The organism is Streptomyces sp. NPDC104307 (assembly GCF_055584045.1).
The window spans coordinates 58,057-77,186 of the sequence record NZ_JBVJMU010000024.1 but is presented as its reverse complement, the minus strand read 5'-3'; the positions used below and the strand labels follow the sequence as shown (position 1 = coordinate 77,186).

General features: G+C 71.8%; 17 protein-coding genes. 5 read left to right on the top strand and 12 right to left on the bottom strand.

Features of this window, described 5'->3' with window-relative positions:
- The first annotated feature begins 275 nt into the window (after positions 1-275).
- Together ACZ601_RS36450 and ACZ601_RS36445 are read left to right on the top strand one after the other, a co-directional pair.
- Positions 276-752, top strand: a complete 477-nt coding sequence (locus ACZ601_RS36450; RefSeq protein ID WP_469545960.1) for a trypco2 family protein — start codon at positions 276-278, stop codon at positions 750-752.
- Entirely contained in the window at positions 749-3,973 is a 3,225-nt protein-coding gene (locus ACZ601_RS36445) for an NACHT domain-containing protein (protein ID WP_469545956.1), read from the top strand. The genes ACZ601_RS36450 and ACZ601_RS36445 overlap by 4 nt, the downstream gene beginning before the upstream one ends.
- 83 nt (positions 3,974-4,056) lie before the next feature.
- On the opposite strand, the gene ACZ601_RS36440 is transcribed toward ACZ601_RS36445, so the two are convergent.
- Positions 4,057-6,585, bottom strand: coding sequence for an ATP-dependent Clp protease ATP-binding subunit (locus tag ACZ601_RS36440; RefSeq protein WP_073733687.1), 2,529 nt, complete (start codon positions 6,583-6,585; stop codon positions 4,057-4,059).
- Between the two features lie 441 nt (positions 6,586-7,026).
- Between ACZ601_RS36440 and ACZ601_RS36435 the strand changes: the two genes are divergently transcribed.
- The gene (locus tag ACZ601_RS36435; protein WP_469545953.1) at positions 7,027-7,665 is read left to right on the top strand and encodes an SCO3374 family protein; all 639 of its coding nucleotides are present in this window, start codon (positions 7,027-7,029) and stop codon (positions 7,663-7,665) included.
- On the opposite strand, the gene ACZ601_RS36430 is transcribed toward ACZ601_RS36435, so the two are convergent.
- The 10 genes from ACZ601_RS36430 to ACZ601_RS36385 form a co-directional block, all read right to left on the bottom strand.
- A complete protein-coding gene (locus ACZ601_RS36430) occupies positions 7,644-7,979 on the bottom strand; it encodes a histone-like nucleoid-structuring protein Lsr2 (protein ID WP_024494064.1) in 336 nt (111 codons plus the stop codon). The genes ACZ601_RS36435 and ACZ601_RS36430 overlap by 22 nt on opposite strands.
- A gap of 144 nt (positions 7,980-8,123) precedes the next feature.
- Complete coding sequence (locus ACZ601_RS36425; protein WP_440573635.1) at positions 8,124-8,681, bottom strand: amino-acid N-acetyltransferase; 558 nt, start codon at positions 8,679-8,681, stop codon at positions 8,124-8,126.
- 9 nt (positions 8,682-8,690) lie between these two features.
- Entirely contained in the window at positions 8,691-9,134 is a 444-nt protein-coding gene (locus tag ACZ601_RS36420) for a BlaI/MecI/CopY family transcriptional regulator (RefSeq protein WP_469545948.1), read from the bottom strand.
- A gap of 126 nt (positions 9,135-9,260) precedes the next feature.
- The gene (locus ACZ601_RS36415; RefSeq protein ID WP_440573633.1) at positions 9,261-9,440 is read right to left on the bottom strand and encodes a hypothetical protein; all 180 of its coding nucleotides are present in this window, start codon (positions 9,438-9,440) and stop codon (positions 9,261-9,263) included.
- A gap of 74 nt (positions 9,441-9,514) precedes the next feature.
- Positions 9,515-10,081 (bottom strand): hypothetical protein, encoded by a 567-nt coding sequence (locus tag ACZ601_RS36410; protein ID WP_440573638.1) that lies wholly within the window; start codon positions 10,079-10,081, stop codon positions 9,515-9,517.
- A gap of 132 nt (positions 10,082-10,213) precedes the next feature.
- On the bottom strand, positions 10,214-11,011 hold the full coding sequence (locus ACZ601_RS36405) for a type III pantothenate kinase (protein ID WP_311304884.1): 798 nt from the start codon (positions 11,009-11,011) through the stop codon (positions 10,214-10,216).
- Positions 11,011-12,045, bottom strand: coding sequence for a carboxylating nicotinate-nucleotide diphosphorylase (gene nadC, locus ACZ601_RS36400; RefSeq protein ID WP_469545945.1), 1,035 nt, complete (start codon positions 12,043-12,045; stop codon positions 11,011-11,013). Before nadC ends, ACZ601_RS36405 begins: the two co-directional genes overlap by 1 nt.
- 2 nt (positions 12,046-12,047) lie before the next feature.
- A complete protein-coding gene (locus tag ACZ601_RS36395) occupies positions 12,048-13,784 on the bottom strand; it encodes an L-aspartate oxidase (protein WP_440573631.1) in 1,737 nt (578 codons plus the stop codon).
- Entirely contained in the window at positions 13,781-14,806 is a 1,026-nt protein-coding gene (gene panC / locus ACZ601_RS36390) for a pantoate--beta-alanine ligase (protein WP_469545941.1), read from the bottom strand. The genes ACZ601_RS36395 and panC overlap by 4 nt, the downstream gene beginning before the upstream one ends.
- Positions 14,803-15,765 carry a Rossmann-like and DUF2520 domain-containing protein gene (locus ACZ601_RS36385; protein ID WP_469545938.1) on the bottom strand — a complete coding sequence of 321 codons (963 nt, stop codon included), beginning with the start codon at positions 15,763-15,765 and terminating at the stop codon, positions 14,803-14,805. The genes panC and ACZ601_RS36385 overlap by 4 nt, the downstream gene beginning before the upstream one ends.
- A 211-nt stretch (positions 15,766-15,976) precedes the next feature.
- On the opposite strand from ACZ601_RS36385, the gene ACZ601_RS36380 reads away from it, so the two are divergent.
- Both ACZ601_RS36380 and ACZ601_RS36375 read left to right on the top strand, forming a co-directional pair.
- On the top strand, positions 15,977-17,209 hold the full coding sequence (locus tag ACZ601_RS36380) for a threonine aldolase family protein (RefSeq protein ID WP_469545936.1): 1,233 nt from the start codon (positions 15,977-15,979) through the stop codon (positions 17,207-17,209).
- An 80-nt stretch (positions 17,210-17,289) separates the two neighbouring features.
- Positions 17,290-18,402: a DUF5937 family protein gene (locus ACZ601_RS36375; RefSeq protein ID WP_469546024.1), complete on the top strand. Its 1,113-nt coding sequence runs from the start codon at positions 17,290-17,292 to the stop codon at positions 18,400-18,402.
- A 27-nt stretch (positions 18,403-18,429) separates the two neighbouring features.
- Here ACZ601_RS36375 and ACZ601_RS36370 read toward each other — a convergent pair whose 3' ends face one another.
- On the bottom strand, positions 18,430-19,098 hold the full coding sequence (locus ACZ601_RS36370; protein ID WP_440573626.1) for a response regulator: 669 nt from the start codon (positions 19,096-19,098) through the stop codon (positions 18,430-18,432).
- Positions 19,099-19,130 lie beyond the last annotated feature (32 nt).

The window sequence follows — 19,130 nt, the reverse complement described above, 5'->3', positions numbered from 1 at the left end:
CGGAGACGTTTAAGCCCAGTTCCAAACCACTCCAAACGGACATGGACCCGTTTTCGGGGCACTTCATCCCGTAGCTCCCAAGGTCCCGCCGGGCGCAGGGCCGAAGGTCCCTGCGGCGATCATGGCGCGTGCTCCTAAGCCGGCTAGTAGGCCTCGAAAGGGCTGTGCGCCTTGTCACCGCCGGTGGGACCAAAGGCTGTCCGTTTCGGGACCTTCGGCAGGCAACCTGACTACGCTGGCACGGCGAGAACCGATCGGCTCCGGGGGGACGGCACATGACCGGCAACACCGCAGGTACGGGCGGAAACAGCGGCGGTGGCGCCCCGGGCAGGGGGCGCCACGACGGCATCGAGCTCGCCGACGCCGTCGAGTCGGTCCGCAACCAGCTCATCGAGGCCGCCACCCGGGGCACCGGCCGCCCGCTCGCCTTCGAGGTCGGCGACATCCAGATGGAGTTCACCCTCGAACTCCGCAAGGAGGTCAAGGGCTCCGCCCGGGTGAAGGCCTGGGTGGTGGAGGCCGGTGCCGACGCGGGCCGCGCCACCGGTCACACCCACAAGGTCGCCTTCACCCTGAAACCACGCGATGTCACGACCGGCGAGGCCTGGCAGATCGGCCACGAGGCCGACGGCAGTACCGAACGGTTCGGCACCGGCGGCGGTACCGACCGGCCCGGCGCCGACGGCAGTACTCAGCGGCCCGGCGCCGACGGCAGTACCGAAGCGTTCGGCCAGGGGCGGCCCCGGCCGTGACGGCCATACCGCCCACGGACCGCACCGTCGTGGTCCTGGGCGCCGGCTCCGTCCAGGGCAGCGGGGTCCTGCTCACCGACCGGCTGGTGCTGACCTGCGCCCACGTCGTCAAGGGCGGCGGCCGCTGCACCGTCGCGCACCCGGACGTCACCGGCCCCACGGACTCGGCCGTCGTCTGGATCGACCACGGCCTCGACGCCGCCCTCGTCGAGACGGCCGCCCCGCTGTTCCCGGCAGAACCGGTGCGGCTCGGCGTCCTGCACAGCAGCCAGGCGCTCACCGGCTGCGAGCTCACCGGCTTCCCCGACGTGCAGCGCCACGGCCCCGACGAGCACCTGGAGGCCGACCAGTACACCGCCACCGTGCTGCCGATAGCGGGCCGCCCGCGCGATGTCCTCGTCTGCGAGCTGGACGGCCCGCCCGCCGGTTCGGACCGTGAGCCGCCCGCGCTGCGCGGGCTCTCCGGCGGGCCCCTCTTCGCCGGCAGCGTCCTGCTCGGCATCGCCCGGCGGATCCCGCCGAAGCGCGGCGGCCGCCGGGTCGAATGCGTACCGCTCGGTCCGCTCCTCGCCTCCGAGCCCTTCCGCCTCGTGTACCGGCAGACCGGCACCGAGCTCCACCACGAACAGGTTCACGGGCACTTCCCCAAGGACCTGCGCTACGAGGAGGAGTACGCGGCCGCGCTCGGCGCCGCGTACCGGCGCACCAAGATCTTCGGACTGGACGAGCTCGGCCGGCACGACTCCGAATGGGACCTGGACACCGCCTACCTCAGCCTGGAGGCCCAGCCGCGCGACCGCTCCACGGCCCCCGCCTCGCCCCGCCCCGCACCCCTGCGCGTCGACGCCCTGCTCGCCGAGCGCCCCCGGGTGCTGCTGCGGGGCGACGCGGGGGCCGGGAAGACCACCCTGGTCTGGTGGCTGGCGGCGCACGCCTCCGCCGGCACCCTCGGCCCGAAGCTGACGGCGCTCAACGGGCTGGTGCCCTTCGTCGTCCCGCTGCGCACCCTGCGGGCACGGGGCGGCGCCCTGCCGTCCGTCGGGCAGCTGGCCGCCGCCGCCTCGACGGCCGTCGACGACCCGCCGGAGGGCTGGACCGGGCGGGTCCTGGAGGCCGGTCGCGGGCTGCTGCTCGTGGACGGCCTGGACGAGGTCCCGCCGGACGAGCGCGAGGCCGCGTACGACTGGCTGTCCCGGCTGCTGCGCCGCTACCCGGCGACCCGCTGCGTGGCCACCGTGCGCCCGCACGCGGTGGCCCCGGACTGGCTGGCCTCGGAGGACTTCGAGGAGCTGCGGCTGCTGCCGATGCGGAACGAGGACATCGCGGCGTTCGTCGCGGCCTGGCACCGGGCGGCCCGGCTGGACGACCCGGACCACGCGGCGCTGGGCGAGCTGGAGCGCGACCTGGTCCGGCAGTTCGCCACCAACTCCACCCTGAGCAACCTGGCCCGCACCCCGCTCCTGTGCGCCGTGATCTGCGCCCTGCACCGGCGGCGCCAGGGCCTCCTGCCGGAGACCCGCTGGAGTCTGTACGACGCCGCGCTCACCATGCTGCTCGGCAACCGCGACAGAAGGCGCCGGATCGACGCCCCCGAGGGCATCACGATGAACGCGGACGAGCAGGCCCAGCTCCTCCAGCGCATCGCGATCTGGCTGGTGCGGGGCGGCCAGACCGAGCTGGACCGCGAGCAGGCCCTGCACCAGCTGGAGCAGGGCCTGCGGGGCATGGAGCAGGTCCGGCGCCAGGGCGCGGCCCCGGAGATCCTGACCCATCTGCTGAACCGCAGCGGCGTCCTCCAGGAGCGGGCCGACGGCGTCTACCAGTTCGCCCACCGGACCTTCCAGGACTTCCTCGCGGCGAAGGAGTTCGTCGAGGGCGGCCACCTCCACGAACTGATCGGCCGGGCGGAATCCCAGCAGTGGCAGGACGTCATCCTGCTGTCCGCCGGACACTGCGGCCGCCGCGAGCATCCCGTACTGATCAACGGGCTGCTGGACGCCGAGGCGCGGTCTGCGGACGGCATCGCCCGGACCGAGCTCCACATCCTGGCCGCGCTGTGCGCGCAGCACGCGACGTGGCTCGACGACGCGACGCGGGCCCGGGTCTCCGAGGCGGTGGCGTCGCTGTTCCCGCCCGACTCCCTGGGCGAGGCGCGGGCCCTGGCGCGGCTGGGCCCGGCCGGGCTGCGTCATCTCCCCGACCCGTCGGACCCCGGCCTCTCCCATCCTCAGATTCTCTTCATCGAGGACCTGATCAGCGAGGTGGGCGGTGCGGAAGCCGTTCCGTACGCCCGTCGCTGGGCGCTCGCCCGCCCCCGGAACGTCGTGCCGTTCCTGCACGCCTGGGACAGGTATCCGGTGGACCTCTTCGCCGAGCAGGTCCTCTCCGTACTCGATCTGGGGAACCGGTCACCGAACGTGAGGTCGGCCGAGCATCTGGCGGCCCTGCGCCACCTCCCGTCCGTCATGGAACTGGAGATCAGCGTGGAGCTCTCCTCGGACGAGCTCCGGGCCGGGCTGGGCGACCGGCCCTGGCAAGCGCTCACCCTCACGAACAACCCTCACCTGACGGATCTGTCCTTCCTTCAGGAATGTGCCGGGACACTCACCTGCCTGGAACTGCTCGACTGCTGGAGGGTGCAGGACCTCGGCCCGCTCACCGGGCTCCCGCACCTGAGGATGCTCCGGCTGGACATGAGCCACCTGCCGCCCGCCGAGCTGAGAACCATCGCCGGCATCGAACTGTCCGGACTGCATCTGGAGGACCTCGCCTCCCGGCGGCTGCAAGACGTGCCGGCGCACCCCCGGGTGACCGGTCTGACGCTCGACAGTGCCAGCCCGGTCTGGATCGACTCGCTGCACGGCTGGGACCGTCTGACCCGCCTCACCGTGGCTTCCCCCACGACGGTTCCTCCCCTGTGCGCCGCGCTCCGGGAATCCCCGCGGGTGACGGACCTGACGGTGCGGGCGACAGCCACGGACTTCATCGCTGCGGCCGTCGTTCCGTCGGTCACCGGTCTCGAACTCGCCCCGCGCGGGCAGCTGGGCTACCTGAGCCCGCTCCCCAGGGTCTTCCCCGGTCTGAAGACGCTCCGGCTCGTCCCGCGTGAGCCTCGCACGGCCATCGATCTGACCCCGCTGGAAGCGCTGCCGGGCCTCACGGTCGATGTCACGGGATTCGGCACGGTGTACGGCGGCGCGGGGCTGGACGTGCGCCGCTGACCACATGCGGAAGGGGCTGCCCCGGACCGGTCGAAACCGGTCCGGGGCAGCCCCTTCTCGTACGCTCGCGCGCTAGGCGCCCGTCACGCTTCCTTCGTCATGTTCGGGCCGGCGCCGCCTGCCGCCTGCTCGATCGGGGGGACGTCGGGCAGAGCCGACTTCTCCTCGCCACGGAAGGTGAACGTCTTCTCGTCACCCTCGCCCTCGGTGCCGACGACCACGATGTGACCGGGGCGCAGCTCACCGAAGAGGATCTTCTCGGAGAGGATGTCCTCGATCGAGCGCTGGATCGTCCGGCGCAGCGGCCGGGCGCCCATCACGGGGTCGTAGCCCTTCTTCGCCAGCAGCGACTTCGCGTCCGCGCTGAGCTCGATGCCCATGTCGCGGTCCTTCAGCCGCTCGTCCACCTTGGCGAGCATGAGGTCGACGATCTGGATGATGTCTTCCTCGGTGAGCTGGTGGAAGACGACCGTGTCATCGACACGGTTGAGGAACTCGGGCCGGAAGTGCTGCTTGAGCTCTTCGTTGACCTTGTTCTTCATCCGCTCGTAGTTCGTCTTCACGTCACCCTGGGCGGCGAAGCCCAGGTTGAAGCCCTTGGAGATGTCCCGGGTCCCGAGGTTGGTCGTCATGATGATGACCGTGTTCTTGAAGTCCACGACCCGGCCCTGGGAGTCGGTCAGGCGACCGTCCTCCAGGATCTGGAGCAGGGAATTGAAGATATCGGGGTGGGCCTTCTCGACCTCGTCGAAGAGGACGACGGAGAACGGCTTGCGGCGCACCTTCTCGGTGAGCTGACCGCCCTCCTCGTATCCCACGTAGCCGGGGGGAGAACCGAAGAGCCGGGAAACCGTGTGCTTCTCGCTGAACTCCGACATGTCGAGGGCGATCAGCGCGTCCTCGTCACCGAAGAGGAATTCGGCGAGCGTCTTGGAGAGCTCGGTCTTACCGACACCGGACGGACCGGCGAAGATGAACGAGCCACCGGGACGCTTCGGGTCCTTGAGGCCTGCCCGCGTACGGCGGATCGCCTGCGAGAGGGCCTTGATGGCGTCCTTCTGGCCGATGACGCGCTTGTGGAGCTCGTCCTCCATGCGCAGCAGACGGGAGGACTCCTCCTCCGTCAGCTTGAAGACCGGGATGCCGGTGGCGGTGGCGAGGACCTCGGCGATGAGCTCGCCGTCGACCTCGGCCACGACGTCCATGTCGCCGGCCTTCCACTCCTTCTCGCGCTTGGTCTTCGCGGAGAGCAGCTGCTTCTCCTTGTCCCGGAGAGAGGCTGCCTTCTCGAAGTCCTGGGAGTCGATGGCCGACTCCTTGTCCCGGCGGACACCCGCGATCTTCTCGTCGAACTCGCGGAGGTCCGGCGGCGCGGTCATCCGGCGGATGCGCATCCGGGAACCGGCCTCGTCGATCAGGTCGATCGCCTTGTCCGGCAGGAAGCGGTCCGAGATGTACCGGTCGGCCAGCGTCGCGGCCTGGACCAGCGCCTCGTCCGTGATGGACACGCGGTGGTGGGCCTCGTAGCGGTCGCGCAGACCCTTGAGGATCTCGATGGTGTGCGGCAGCGAGGGCTCCGCGACCTGGATGGGCTGGAAGCGGCGCTCAAGAGCGGCGTCCTTCTCCAGGTGCTTGCGGTACTCGTCGAGCGTGGTGGCACCGATGGTCTGGAGCTCGCCTCGCGCCAGCATGGGCTTGAGGATGCTCGCCGCGTCGATCGCGCCCTCGGCGGCGCCCGCACCCACCAGGGTGTGGAGCTCGTCGATGAACAGGATGATGTCGCCGCGGGTGCGGATCTCCTTGAGGACCTTCTTCAGGCGCTCCTCGAAGTCACCGCGGTAGCGGGAACCGGCGACCAGCGCACCGAGGTCGAGGGTGTAGAGGTGCTTGTCCTTGAGGGTCTCGGGCACCTCGCCCTTGACGATGGCCTGGGCCAGGCCCTCGACGACCGCCGTCTTGCCGACGCCGGGCTCGCCGATGAGGACCGGGTTGTTCTTCGTGCGGCGGGACAGCACCTGCATGACCCGCTCGATCTCCTTCTCGCGCCCGATGACCGGGTCGAGCTTGGATTCACGAGCGGCCTGGGTGAGGTTCCGGCCGAACTGGTCCAGCACCAGGGAGGTGGAGGGCGTGCCCTCCGCGGGGCCGCCCGCTGTGGCAGCCTCCTTGCCGCCCGAGTAGCCGGAGAGCAGCTGGATGACCTGCTGGCGGACCCGGTTCAGGTCGGCGCCCAGCTTCACGAGGACCTGGGCTGCGACGCCCTCGCCCTCGCGGATCAGGCCGAGCAGGATGTGCTCGGTGCCGATGTAGTTGTGGCCGAGCTGGAGGGCCTCGCGGAGCGACAGCTCCAGGACCTTCTTGGCTCGGGGCGTGAAGGGGATGTGGCCGGACGGGGCCTGCTGGCCCTGACCGATGATCTCCTCCACCTGCTGGCGGACCGCCTCGAGCGAAATCCCGAGGCTCTCCAGGGCCTTAGCGGCGACACCCTCACCCTCGTGGATCAGGCCCAGGAGGATGTGCTCGGTGCCGATGTAGTTGTGGTTGAGCATCCGGGCTTCTTCCTGAGCCAGGACGACAACCCGCCGCGCGCGGTCGGTGAACCTCTCGAACATCGTTAATCGCTCCTCAGAGCGGTCAGGCAGTAAGGGGTCGGTCCCCTCCCTGTCCTTCCGCAGCTTAGTCCCGCAAGCGGGGACCGCTCATTTCGACTGCCGACACCCGGCCCTGCTTCCCGGGGGATCTCATGCCCCGAACGCCGACAACTCCTCCAACCCGATGGTGCGAGACGATGTTCCCGCAGGCCAGGCAGATACCCCTATCGCCAGTACGCCGATGGCGAACGTGAGACGTCCGGTGGCCGCGTGTCGCCCCTCCCCACTAGGGATGTCTTACCCGCAATTACAGACAGTCCATGCGGCGTACGCGGGTTCCCTCCGCTACGGGCGAACAACTTCGTACTCCTGAATGCGCCCGTACGCCCCCAACCCGGACACACTACGCGTTCGATCAAGGACTCTGCGTAACCCGGGACCGGGATCGGGAGTTCTTCCGGCATGGCCCTCAGCGTCCCGCCGCCCCGAACTCCGCTGCCCGCCGGCACTCCGCTGCCCGCCGGCCGGAACGGCCGTGCCGGAGCCGAACCGAGGGGCGACTGGTCCCAGTGGTACGAGCAGCGGCTCGGCTGGGCTACTGCCGGCGTCGCTCCGGTGCGGCTGCTGACCGGGCTGCGGTTCGACGCGCTCGTCGTCCCCGCTGCCGCCGGTCACGCGGCACTGCGTCGGGTGGACCCTGCGGGACCCGTGGCGCTCATGGGTGAGCGGATGAGCCTGCTGGTGGCAGCCGGAAGCGCGGATGAGCTGCCCGGACTGCTGGACTGGCTGGAGTGGGGGCCGGTCGCCCTCACGCTGACCGCCCTCGGTACCGGCGGCCGGATCACCGCACCCCCGCCGCCTGGCCGGACCGGCCCGCCGGGGGCCGCCGTCTGGCTGCGACCCCCCTGGTCACCGCACGGGCAGAACGGGGAACCGGTGCTCCCGGCCCTCTCCGGCTTCGGGAGCAGGGGTGGGGATGCTCCCGATCTCGTCCGGCTCGTGGACGCCGTGGCGACGGAATGCCACCGGGCCCGCCTGACGCGTGCCCGGAAGAGGCCGGTCTGTGATGAGCCGGCTGCTCAGCCGTTGGCCTTCTCGTAAGCCTCACGGATGTCCGCGGGAACACGGCCCCGGTCATTCACGTTGTGGCCGTTCTCGCGCGCCCACTTACGGATCTCGGCGGTGTCCTTGTTGCCACCGGGAACCGCGCGGCCCTTGCCACGACCGGAAGCGGCACGGCCACCGGTACGACGGCCGCCCTTGGCGTAAGGCTCAAGCAGCGTGCGCAGCTTGTCGGCGTTGCTCGTGGTGAGGTCGATCTCGTAGGTCTTGCCATCCAGCGCGAACGTGACGGTCTCGTCCGCCTCGCCGCCATCGAGGTCGTCAACAAGAAGGACCTGAACCTTCTGTGCCACCGGATTTCCTTTCATCGAAAATGGAGTACGCGGAAAGGAAACCGCTTTTCCCCGGAAAACACAAACCCTCGGGAGAGGTTCAGGAGCGCAAGAAGACGGGAAACGTGCGCGATTCGGACATAGAGCTCGGGGTTCTTCCGACCGTCACAGGTGCAGAAGCATCCGACTGTTACCCAAGGTGTTCGGCTTCACTCGTTCGAGACCCAGGAACTCCGCGACTCCCTCGTCATAGGAACGCAGCAGCTCGCTGTAGACATCTCCGTCGACCGGCGTCTCTCCGATCTCCACGAAGCCGTGCTTCGCGAAGAAGTCGACTTCGAAGGTGAGACAGAAAACCCGTCGCACACCCAGCCAGCGGGCGGTCTGCAACAACTTGTCCAGCACTTGGTGCCCGACTCCGGCTCCCTTGATGCTGTGGTCGACCGCGAGAGTACGGACTTCGGCAAGGTCTTCCCACATCACATGCAGTGCGCCGCAGCCGATGACCCGGGCGTCCTCGTCGCGTTCCGCGATCCAGAACTCCTGGATGTCCTCGTAAAGGGTGACCGTCGCTTTGTCGAGCAGGATGCCTTCACGCACGTAGCCGTCGAGGAGACGCCGGACGGAGGCCACATCGCTCGTCCTCGCGCGCCGGACGGTGATGGGTACGTTTATAACCGACGGTTCGGTCCGGAAATCGGTTTGCGGAAGCTCTGAGGACATACCCAGACGCTATCGTTCGGGCTCCGGCTCCGCCCCATCGGCCGCTTCGGCGGCTTCATCGGGCCGCGGTGCCGTGTCCTCTTCCTCGGGAAGAGTGGGCACAACCATCCGCATGGCGTCCCGGAGAGCCTCGCGCTGCTCGGCCGACATCATGCCGAAGAACGCGACGAGCGCGGCGGCCGGGTTGTCACTCGTCGACCAGGCTTCGTTCATCAGTGCGGCCGAGTACGCGGCGCGGGTGGAGACCGCCGTATATCGATATGCGCGGCCGTCCACTTCCCGGCGCACCCAGCCCTTCTGATGGAGATTGTCCATTACCGTCATGACGGTGGTGTAGGCGATGGACCGTTCCTGCGAGAGGTCCTCAAGGACTTCCCGCACGGTAACCGGACGGTTCCATTGCCAGACCCGGGTCATCACGGCGTCTTCCAGCTCTCCCAATTGACGGGGCACAGCGTCACCCTAGTGCCAAATGTCTGGAATCAGCGGTTATTCACACAACAAAAAGGGCGTACGGCTCTCTGGGAGCCGTACGCCCTTCGTACGGTGCTGTGCGCGATGCGCGGGACCTCGCGGGATTCAGACCGCTTCGGTCCGCGGGGCCTGGTGGGCCGCCTCCGCCCGGCTGATCGCCGCGTCCACGGCCGCGTCCTCCTTGCCCTTGTTGGGGCCGCCCTGGCTCTTGACGATCGTCACGACCAGGCCGATGAAGAAGGCTGCCATCACCACGGGGGGCACGAGCGCGGATACGTAGTCCATGACGTCCAGAGTAGCGAGCGGGGTGACGGCTTCCGCGCGACCCCCGGGGTCTTTCGCGATCCGGACGAAAGGCCCTACCCCGCGGCGCGCTGCTGCGGCGGGGGCGCCGGGCGGCGGCGCGGCGGGAAGACCTCCGAGGGCTTCGGGGCCGGGCGGCCGGACGGCGCCGCCGGGCGGGCCGGGACCTTCGGCTTGTCCGGCTCCGCGGCGCGGCCGCCGGGCAGCGCGAGCAGCCGGCTGCGGGGCGCGGGGGCGGTCGCGGACACGGCGCGCCCGGACAGCCGGGCGCGTACAGAGCGTTCCGCGAGCACCTGGCAGCGCGCCAGGAGCGCCGCGGCGACCGGTCCGCCGCGCAGGGCGCGCAGCGCGGCCAGATCCTCGGGGCGGGGGTCGTACCCGGCCGCCAGGGCGTCCTGGAGGAGCTCCAGATAGCCGCTGAGGGAGCCGGGGAGGGCGTTCCGGTAGCGGGCGAGGTCGGCGAGGAGGAAGGCGCGCAGCCGTCCCGCCTCGCTCACCGTCTCGTCCACGGAGCCCGCTAGCCGCAGGCAGTCCTGGACATCCTCTTCGGGCAGGGGCGCGGGGTGGAGGGCGATGGCGAGGGCACGTCGGAGCACTCGCAGCTCGTCCGCGCTGAACGCCATACCGCCGCGTGATCCGTAGGGCGTGGGCATGACGCGACAATACGTGCTAAATGGACAAAATCCGTTTAACTGGCCGTGCGGCGGCGCGGCGGCCGGGCGGGCCGCCGCGCCGGAACACCGCCGGTCACGGACCTACTGGCGCGACACGTTGCGCTCGTACACCAGGCGCAGGCCGATGAGCGTGAGCCAGGGCTCGTGCTCGTCGATGACCGAGGACTCGCCCAGCACCATCGGCGCGAGGCCGCCCGTCGCGATGACGGTGACGTCGTCGGGGTCGGCCGCCAGTTCCTTCTTCATCCGCCCGACGACCCCGTCGACCTGGCCCGCGAAGCCGTAGATGATGCCCGCCTGCATGGCCTCGACGGTGTTCTTGCCGATCACGCTGCGCGGCCGGGCCAGCTCGATCTTGCGCAGCTGCGCGCCCTTGACGCCGAGCGCCTCGACCGAGATCTCGATGCCGGGCGCGATGACGCCGCCGGTGTACTCGCCCCGGGCGGAGACCGCGTCGAACGTGGTGGCCGTGCCGAAGTCGACGACGATCGCCGGACCGCCGTACAGATCGACTGCGGCGACCGCGTTGATGATGCGGTCCGCGCCGACCTCCTTCGGGTTGTCCATCAGGATCGGCACGCCGGTCTTGATGCCCGGCTCGACGAGGACGGCGGGGACGTCGCCGTAGTAGCGGCGGGTCACCTCGCGCAGCTCGTGCAGGACGGCCGGGACGGTGGAGCAGATGGCGATGCCCTCGATCCCGTCGCCCAGCTCCATGCCCAGCAGCGGGTGCATGCCCATCAGGCCCTGGAGCAGGACCGCCAGTTCGTCCGCCGTGCGGCGGGCGTCGGTGGAGATCCGCCAGTGCTCGACGATCTCCTCGCCGTCGAACAGGCCGAGCACGGTGTGGGTGTTTCCGACGTCGATGGTGAGCAGCATCAGGCGCCGGCCCCGTCGGTCTCGCGGAAGTCCAGGCCGATGTCGAGGATCGGCGAGGAGTGGGTGAGCGCGCCGACGGCCAGGTAGTCCACCCCGGCCTCTGCGTAGGCGCGGGCGGAGTCGAGCGCCAGCCTGCCGGAGGACTCCAGGACCGCGCGGCCGCCCACGAGCGCGACGGCCTCGGCCGTCTGCGTGGGGGTGAAGTTGTCCAGCAGGATCAGATCGGCGCCCGCCTCCAGCACCTCGATGACCTGCTGCATCGTGTCGACCTCGACCTCGATCGCGAGGTCCGGGAACTCGTCCCTGACCCGCTTGAAGGCCTCGGCCACCCCGCCCGCCGCGATCACGTGGTTGTCCTTGACGAGCGCGGCGTCGGACAGCGACATGCGGTGGTTGACCCCGCCGCCGCAGCGCACCGCGTACTTCTCCAGGGCGCGCAGTCCCGGAGTCGTCTTGCGGGTGTCCCGGACCTTGGCCTTGGTGCCCTCCAGGACGTCGGCCCAGGCGCGGGTGGCGGTGGCGATGCCGGAGAGCCGGCAGAGCAGGTTGAGCGCGCCGCGTTCGCCGGTGAGCAGGTCACGGGTGCGGGTGGTGACGGTCAGCAGCTTCTGGCCGGGGACGACGCGGTCGCCGTCCAGGACGTGCCGCTCGACCTCGAACGCGGACGTGCAGACGATGGACAGGACGGCCTCGGCCACATGGAGGCCGGACACCACACCCGCCTCCCGTGCGGTGAAGTCACCGGTCGCCACGGCGTCCTCGGGGACGGTGGCCACGGTCGTGACGTCCACCCCGCCGTCCAGGTCCTCCGCGATGGCGACGTGCGCGACGTCCTCGACCTGGACCGGGTCGAGACCGGCGTCCGCGAGCAGCTGGGCGAGCGCGGGGTCCAGCCCGCACTCGTCCCCGTAGCCTTCGTCCCCGCCGCAGCCGCAGCCGTCGCCGCAGCCGCCCGCGGCAGGTGCGGGCGCGCCGATCTGGATCAGCGGTACGTCCACGGGTGTGGGGCGCGGATTCTCTTCGGGCGTGCTCACGGTTACGGCTCCTCGGGAGTGGGGTGGGTGGTGCTTGCTGCTGCGCAGTCTGCTGCCCCGGCCGGGCCTACGGGGCCGAACGCCTCGGTATCCGTCGTGCGGAGGGTCAGCTGCCGTTCCGGGGTGAGCCGGACGACGAGGTGGCGGCGCCAGTTCTCGTCGTCGCGCTCGGGCCGGTCCTCGCGCCAGTGGCAGCCGCGGGTCTCCTCGCGCTGCCGGGCGGCGGCGACCAGCACCCGGGAGACCAGGAGCAGGTTGGTGGCCTCCCAGGCCTCGACGCCGGGCTCGGCGTCCTTGGTCTCCGCGCCCCCGGCCTTCAGGAAAGCGCTGCGGTGCAGGTCCTCCAGCTCCTCCGCGGCCCTGGCGAGGCTGTCGGCGGAGCGCACGACGCCGGCGCCGCGGGTCATGATGCGCTGGATCGTGCTCCGGGCCTCGGGGGGCAGCAGCGGAGAGGGCGCGGAACGGGCGCCGACGGCCTCCGCCGCCGCGCTGGGGCGGTCCGCGACGATGTCCGCCGCGATGCGCTCGGCGAAGACGAGGCCTTCCAGCAGCGAGTTGGACGCCAGCCGGTTCGCGCCGTGCACCCCGGTGCAGGCGACCTCGCCGCAGGCGTACAGGCCGGGCACGGTCGTCCGTCCCCGCAGGTCGGTGCGGACGCCGCCGGAGGCGTGGTGCGCGGCGGGGGCGACCGGGATCGGCTCGGTGACCGGGTCGATGCCGTGGGCGCGGCAGGCCGCCAGGATGGTCGGGAAGTGCTGCTCCCACATCTCGGCGCCGAAGTGGCGGGCGTCGAGATACATGTGCTCGGTGCCGTGCAGCTGCGTCTGGCGGGTGATGGCCTTGGCGACGATGTCGCGCGGGGCGAGCTCCGCCAACTCGTGCTGCCCGAGCATGAAACGCGTGCCGTGCGCGTCGACGAGGTGGGCGCCCTCGCCGCGTACCGCCTCCGAGACCAGCGGCTGCTGGCCCTCCGCGCCGGAGCCGAGGAAGAGCACGGTCGGGTGGAACTGGACGAATTCGAGGTCCGAGACCTCCGCGCCGGCCCGCAGCGCGAGTGCCACGCCGTCGCCGGTCGCGACCGGCGGGTTGGTGGTGGCGGAGAAGACCTGGCCCATGCCGCCGGTGGCGAGGATGACCGAGGGGGCGTTGACCGCGCCGACCCCGTCGTGCTGGCCCTCGCCCATGACGTGCAGGGTGACGCCTGCCGTCCGGCCCTCCGCGTCGGTGAGGAGGTCGAGCACGAGGGCGTTCTCGACGGTGTGCAGTGCGGCTTCGCGGACCGCTTCGACCAGGGCGCGGGAGATCTCCGCGCCCGTCGCGTCGCCGCCCGCGTGGGCGATGCGGCGGCGGTGGTGGCCGCCCTCGCGGCCCAGCGCGATGGTGCCGTCGGCCGCGGTGTCGAAGTGGGCGCCGGTGCCGATCAGCCTGCGTACGGCGTCGGGGCCCTCGGTCACGAGGGTGCGCACGGCCGCCGCGTCGCACAGTCCGGCGCCCGCGACCAGGGTGTCGTCCAGGTGCTGTTCCGGGGTGTCGCCCTCACCCAGGGCGGCCGCGACACCGCCCTGGGCCCAGCGGGTGGAGCCGTCGTCGAGGCGGGCCTTGGTGACGACGACGGTGGCGAGGCCCGCGGCGGCGCAGCGCAGTGCGGCGGTAAGGCCGGCCACGCCGGAGCCGACGACCACGACATCGGCGTCGATGGACCAGCCGGGGGCGGGTGCGGTCAGCCGTATTCCGGTCACGGGGTGGCTCCGAAGGTCAGCGGGATGTTGTCGATGAGTCGGGTGGCGCCCACCCGGGCGGCGACGGCGAGTACCGCGTCGCCCGATGTGCGCTCGTCGGGGATCTCGGTGAAGTCCGCCGGGTCCACGAGCGCCACGTAGTCCAGCGCGAGCGGGGGCTGTGCGGCCGCCGCGTCGTCCAGTACGGCGCGGGCGGCGGCGCGCACCGCCGCGGGTCCGCCGTCCGGAACGGCTCGGGCGACCGCCTGCGCGTCGGCGGCCAGCCGGGCCTCGCCGAGCCGGTTGAGCCCGGCGGCCCGGTCCTCTTTCGCCCCGCCGGCCAGCGCGCGGGCGTGCAGTGCCTGCTGGGCGGCGAGCCGGTCGCGGGCGGCGAACAGGGCCCGGGACAGGGCGAGGGCGGTGTGCCGCTCGTGGGCGTCCAGGAAACGGTTGCGGCTGGAGAGCGCGAGGCCGTCGGGGTCCCGGGCCGTCTCGACCCCGACGATCTCCACGGGGAAGTTCAGATCGCGCACCATGCGGCGGATCAGCGCCAGCTGCTGGGCGTCCTTCTGCCCGTAGAGCGCGAGGTCCGGGCGGGTGAGGTGGAGCAGCTTGGCGACGACGGTGAGCATCCCGTCGAAGTGCCCGGGGCGCGAGGCCCCTTCGAGCCGCTCGCCCATCGGGCCGGCCGCGATCCGGACCTGCGGTTCCCCGCCCGGGTAGACCTCGTCGCCGGAGGGCGCGAAGACCACGTCGGCGCCGGCCGCGCCCGCGAGCGCGAGATCGGCGTCGAGGGTGCGGGGGTAGCGGTCGAGGTCGGCCGCCTCCCCGAACTGGAGCGGGTTGACGAAGACGGTGACGACGACCTGCCCGGCCGGTCCGACGACCGCGCGCGCGTGCCGGATCAGCGAGGCGTGGCCCTCGTGCAGGGCGCCCATCGTCATCACGACGGCGCGCTCGGGCCGGGGGGCGCCGGGCGCTCCGGGGGCGTACTCCGCGAGTTCCGCAGCGGTGCGGAGCAGGGTGGCGGCGGGCTCGTTCATCGGGGCTCCTCCGGTCCGGTGCCGTCGGCGCGGCCGCCGTCGGTGCGGCCGTCCCCGGCCAGGACGCCGAGCAGGTCCTCAGCCAGTTCCGGCTTGAGCATGCCGTGGGCGAGGGCGCGGTCGGCGGTGGCGCGGGCCATCGCGACGTATCCGGCCACCGCCTGCGGGGCGTGGGCGCGCAGCTCTCCGATGTGCGCGGCGACCGTACCGGCGTCGCCTCTGGCGACCGGCCCGGTCAGGGCGGCGTCACCGGAGCGCAGGGCGTTGTCGAGCGCGGCGCCGAGCAGCGGGCCGAGCATCCGGTCGGGAGCGGCGACCCCGGCGGTGCGCAGCAGCTCCATGGACTGGGCGACGAGCGTCACCAGGTGGTTCGCGCCGAGGGCGAGGGCGGCGTGGTAGAGCGGGCGGGACTCCTCCGCGATCCACTCGGGTTCGCCGCCCATCTCGATGACGAGCGCCTCGGCCGCGAGCCTCAGCTGTTCGGGGGCGGTGACGCCGAAGGAGCAGCCGGCCAGCCGCTGGACGTCCACGGAGGTGCCGGTGAACGTCATCGCCGGGTGCAGGGCGAGCGGCAGGGCGCCGGCCCGCAGCGCGGGATCCAGCACCTTGGTGCCGTACCGCCCCGAGGTGTGCACGATCAGCTGGCCCGGCCGGACCGCGCCGGTCTCGGCCAGGCCCTCGACGAGGCCGGGCAGGGCGTCGTCGGGGACGGTCAGCAGGACGAGCTCGGCGCGGGCCAGGACTTCGGCGGGCGTCACCAGGGGGACGTCGGGGAGCAGGGCGGCGGCGCGGGCCACCGAGGCGTCGGAGACGCCGGAGACGGCGACCGGGCGGTGTCCGGCGAGCCGCAGGGCCGCGGCCAGGGCGGGGCCGACCCGGCCGGCGCCGACGACACCGACGGTGAGACGGGCGGGGCGGTCCCTCGCGTCGAGGGGCTCCTTGGGGGCTGTTGCATTCACGCGGCAGTTGCCTTCCGTTCCAGTCCGCGGGGGGTACCGGACGATTTCTCTGCATGCTACGCCAGCGTTTCGTCCGGCTCCCGGCTGTCCACAGGCTGTGGGAAACCTCGCACCCCACTCGTGCCCGCGCGGACCGCGACGCCAACCGCGTCTCGAACCGGAGCTCGGATACCCCGTGGAGGGGAGCCCGGTTCTGCGTGATGATCGTCCCATGGCAGACACGAACGAGCAGGCGCGCGACGACGCGGCGGACGAGACACCGGACGCGGACGGAGCCCCGGACGCGGGCGACTACCCGCGCGGCCGCCGGATCGCCGCGTGGCAGCGGGCGGAGCGGACCCTGTGGCGGGCCCCGATGGACCGCTCGCTCGGTGAACAGCTGGCCGCGCTGACCTCGGACGCCGGCACGCTCACCGACCTCGGGCAGCCCGTGGACATCTACGGGGGCGGCGTCGTCGCCGAGCTGGAACAGCGGATCGCCGAGGTGCTCGGCAAGGAGGCGGTCGCGTTCTTCCCGACCGGGACGATGGCGCAGCAGGCCGCGCTGCGTTCCTGGGCGGGCCGCACCGGCAACCCGACGGTGGCGCTCCACCCGCTCGCCCACCCCGAGATGTACGAGCGCGGCGCGCTCTGCGTGGTGAGCGGGCTGCGTACCGTCCACCCGACGACCGGGCCCCGGCTGCCCACGGCGGACGAGATCCGCGACTTCGAGGAGCCGTTCGGCACCCTGATGCTGGAGCTCCCGCTGCGGGACGCGGGCTTCGTCCTGCCCACCTGGGAGGAGCTGGAGGCGGTGGTGGCGGCCGCCCGCGAACGCGATGCGGTGGTCCACTTCGACGGGGCGCGGCTGTGGGAGTGCGCGACGCACTTCGGCCGCGAGCTGCCGGAGATCGCGGCGCTCGCGGACAGCGTGTACGTGTCGTTCTACAAGACCCTCGGCGGGATCTCGGGGGCCGCGCTCGCCGGATCCGCCTCGCTGATCGAGGAGGCCCGCACCTGGCGGCACCGGTACGGCGGCCAGCTCTTCCAGCAGTTCCCGGCGGCCCTCTCCGCCCTGAGCGGCCTGGCACGGGAGCTGCCGAGGCTGCCGTCGTACGTGGCGCAGGCGCGGATGGTGGCCGGGGCGCTGGCCGAGGGGTTCGCGGAGGCGGGCGCCGGATGGTTCCGGGTGCATCCGGAGCCGCCGCACACCCACCAGTTCCAGGTGTGGCTGCCGTACCCGCCCGAGGTCCTGACCGAGGCGTCGGTGCGGCTGGCAGAGGAGACGGGCACGGCGCTCTTCCGCATGTGGGTGCCGGCCGCCGCCGGGCCGCCCGGGATCTCATACACCGAGGTCACGGTGGCCGAGTCGGGGCTCGACTGGACGGCTGCGGACGTGAAGACCGCCCTGGGCGAGTTCCTGAAGCGGGTGACCGAGCAGGAGCGGCTCGCCCGGCAGCGGTGAGGCGCGCGGGTCCCGATTGACGCCGGCCGTCAATCGGGACCCGGCCCGCCCCGCTCACCCCGCACCATGGTGGGGTGAGCGTGACCATCGACATCACGGGGCTGGACCCCGACCGCATCGTCTTCGAGACCTCCCCCCTCGCCGAGCTGGGGATGGCTCTGCACGCCCTGTACGAACCGGGGCACCACCCGGGGCTGCACGGCTGGGCGACCGCCACCGCCACGGCCCTGGAACCCGATCTGGCCGACCGGCTGCACGAGGCCGACTTCCTGTGGCGGAACACGTTCTCCGACGTCTTCATGCCGTTCGCGGGGGTCCGCGACGGCCACGGCAGGACCGGCGCCGACCTCGCGGAGGACCTGGACATCCTCGACCGGCTGGACGACGAGCGCTTCGTCGCCGCAGCTCTGGAGTTCACCTGCGCCAGCCTGTACGGGACCGGTGCGCCCTCGCCCCTCGTGGACGCCGGGATGCGTTCCCGTGCGCTGGACATGGCCGCGACCCGCGGTCCGCAGCAGGTGGAGTTCACCCGGCGGCTGCTGGCCGACCCCGCCTCCGTACGGCAATGGATCCGGCGCCTGTTCGAGGACTGCGACCAGGCGTTCTTCGCGGACACCTGGCAGCGGGTGCGGGTCCAGCTGGTGGCCGACGCCCGGCACAAGACGGATCTGCTGCGGCACAGAGGGCTGCGCGAAGCGATGGCGGCCGTCTCCCCCGCGCTCTCGGTCGACGAGGACGGGAAGCGGATCGGCGTCGACAAGCTGACCGAGGGCTCGACCGACGCCACCGACCCCGCCGTCGGGCCCGGACTCACGTTCGTCCCGACCAGCTTCGGCTGGCCTCACCTGATGGTGCTGCACGCCCCCGGCTGGCGGCCGGTGCTCCACTACCCCGTGCACCGGCCCGAGCTGCCGGCCCCCGCCTCCGTCGAGCTGCTCCAGCTGAGGATGGAGGCGCTGGCCCACCCGATGCGGATGCGGCTGTGCCGCAACATCGCCCGCTCCCCGTACACGACCGGGGAACTCGCGGACACGAACGGCATCACGTCCCCCGAGGTCTCCCGCCATCTCACGGTGCTCAAGAAGGCCGGTCTGATCACGACCCGGCGGCGCGGCCGCTACGTCCTGCACCAGCTGGACCTGACGGTGGTGGCGCGGCTCGGCAGCGACTTCCTGGAGGGCATCCTGCGCTGAGCGCCACGCGGCGCCCCGTGGCGGCGGTCAGCGGCCGCCGGCGCGCACCAGCCCGGTCTCGTAGGCGAGGACGACGACCTGCACCCGGTCGCGCAGTCCGAGCTTGGTCAGGATGCGGCCGACGTGCGTCTTCACGGTGGCCTCGGAGAGCACCAGCCGCGCGGCGATCTCGCCGTTCGACAGGCCCTGCGCCACCAGCAGCATCACCTCGCGCTCCCGTTCGGTGAGCTTGGCGATGTCCTTGTGGCGCGGCTCCTCCGTACCGCTCGGCAGCATCGGGGAGAAGCGGTCGAGCAGCCGCCGGGTGGTGGACGGGGCGACGACCGCATCGCCGCTGTGCACGGAGCGGATCGCGGCGAGCAGTTCGCCCGGCGGCACGTCCTTGAGCATGAAGCCGCTGGCCCCGGCCTTCAGCCCGGAGAACGCGTACTCGTCGAGGTCGAACGTCGTCAGGATGAGCACCTTGGGCGCGCCCGGCTCCGCGCAGATCCGGCGGGTGGCCTCGACGCCGTCCAGCCTCGGCATCCGCACGTCCATCAGCACGACGTCGACCGGGGTGGTCCGCAGGTTCTCGATCGCCTCCGCGCCGTCACCGGCCTCCGCGACGACCTCCATGTCCGGCTGCGCGGCCAGCACCATCCGGAAGCCGGTGCGCAGCAGCATCTGGTCGTCGACGAGCATCACGCGGATCGCCATGGGGGTCACTGTCTCCTGTTTCGTCCTGCGGT

What these genes read in the sequence shown, in the direction of transcription:
- ACZ601_RS36450 (WP_469545960.1), top strand. Translation starts at nt 276, where the DNA reads ATGACCGGCAACACCGCAGGTACGGGCGGAAACAGCGGCGGTGGCGCC.
- ACZ601_RS36440 (WP_073733687.1), bottom strand. Translation starts at nt 6,585, where the DNA reads ATGTTCGAGAGGTTCACCGACCGCGCGCGGCGGGTTGTCGTCCTGGCT.
- ACZ601_RS36435 (WP_469545953.1), top strand. Translation starts at nt 7,027, where the DNA reads ATGGCCCTCAGCGTCCCGCCGCCCCGAACTCCGCTGCCCGCCGGCACT.
- ACZ601_RS36425 (WP_440573635.1), bottom strand. Translation starts at nt 8,681, where the DNA reads ATGTCCTCAGAGCTTCCGCAAACCGATTTCCGGACCGAACCGTCGGTT.
- ACZ601_RS36415 (WP_440573633.1), bottom strand. Translation starts at nt 9,440, where the DNA reads ATGGACTACGTATCCGCGCTCGTGCCCCCCGTGGTGATGGCAGCCTTC.
- ACZ601_RS36410 (WP_440573638.1), bottom strand. Translation starts at nt 10,081, where the DNA reads ATGGCGTTCAGCGCGGACGAGCTGCGAGTGCTCCGACGTGCCCTCGCC.
- ACZ601_RS36405 (WP_311304884.1), bottom strand. Translation starts at nt 11,011, where the DNA reads ATGCTGCTCACCATCGACGTCGGAAACACCCACACCGTGCTCGGCCTG.
- panC (WP_469545941.1), bottom strand. Translation starts at nt 14,806, where the DNA reads ATGAACGAGCCCGCCGCCACCCTGCTCCGCACCGCTGCGGAACTCGCG.
- ACZ601_RS36380 (WP_469545936.1), top strand. Translation starts at nt 15,977, where the DNA reads ATGGCAGACACGAACGAGCAGGCGCGCGACGACGCGGCGGACGAGACA.
- ACZ601_RS36370 (WP_440573626.1), bottom strand. Translation starts at nt 19,098, where the DNA reads ATGGCGATCCGCGTGATGCTCGTCGACGACCAGATGCTGCTGCGCACC.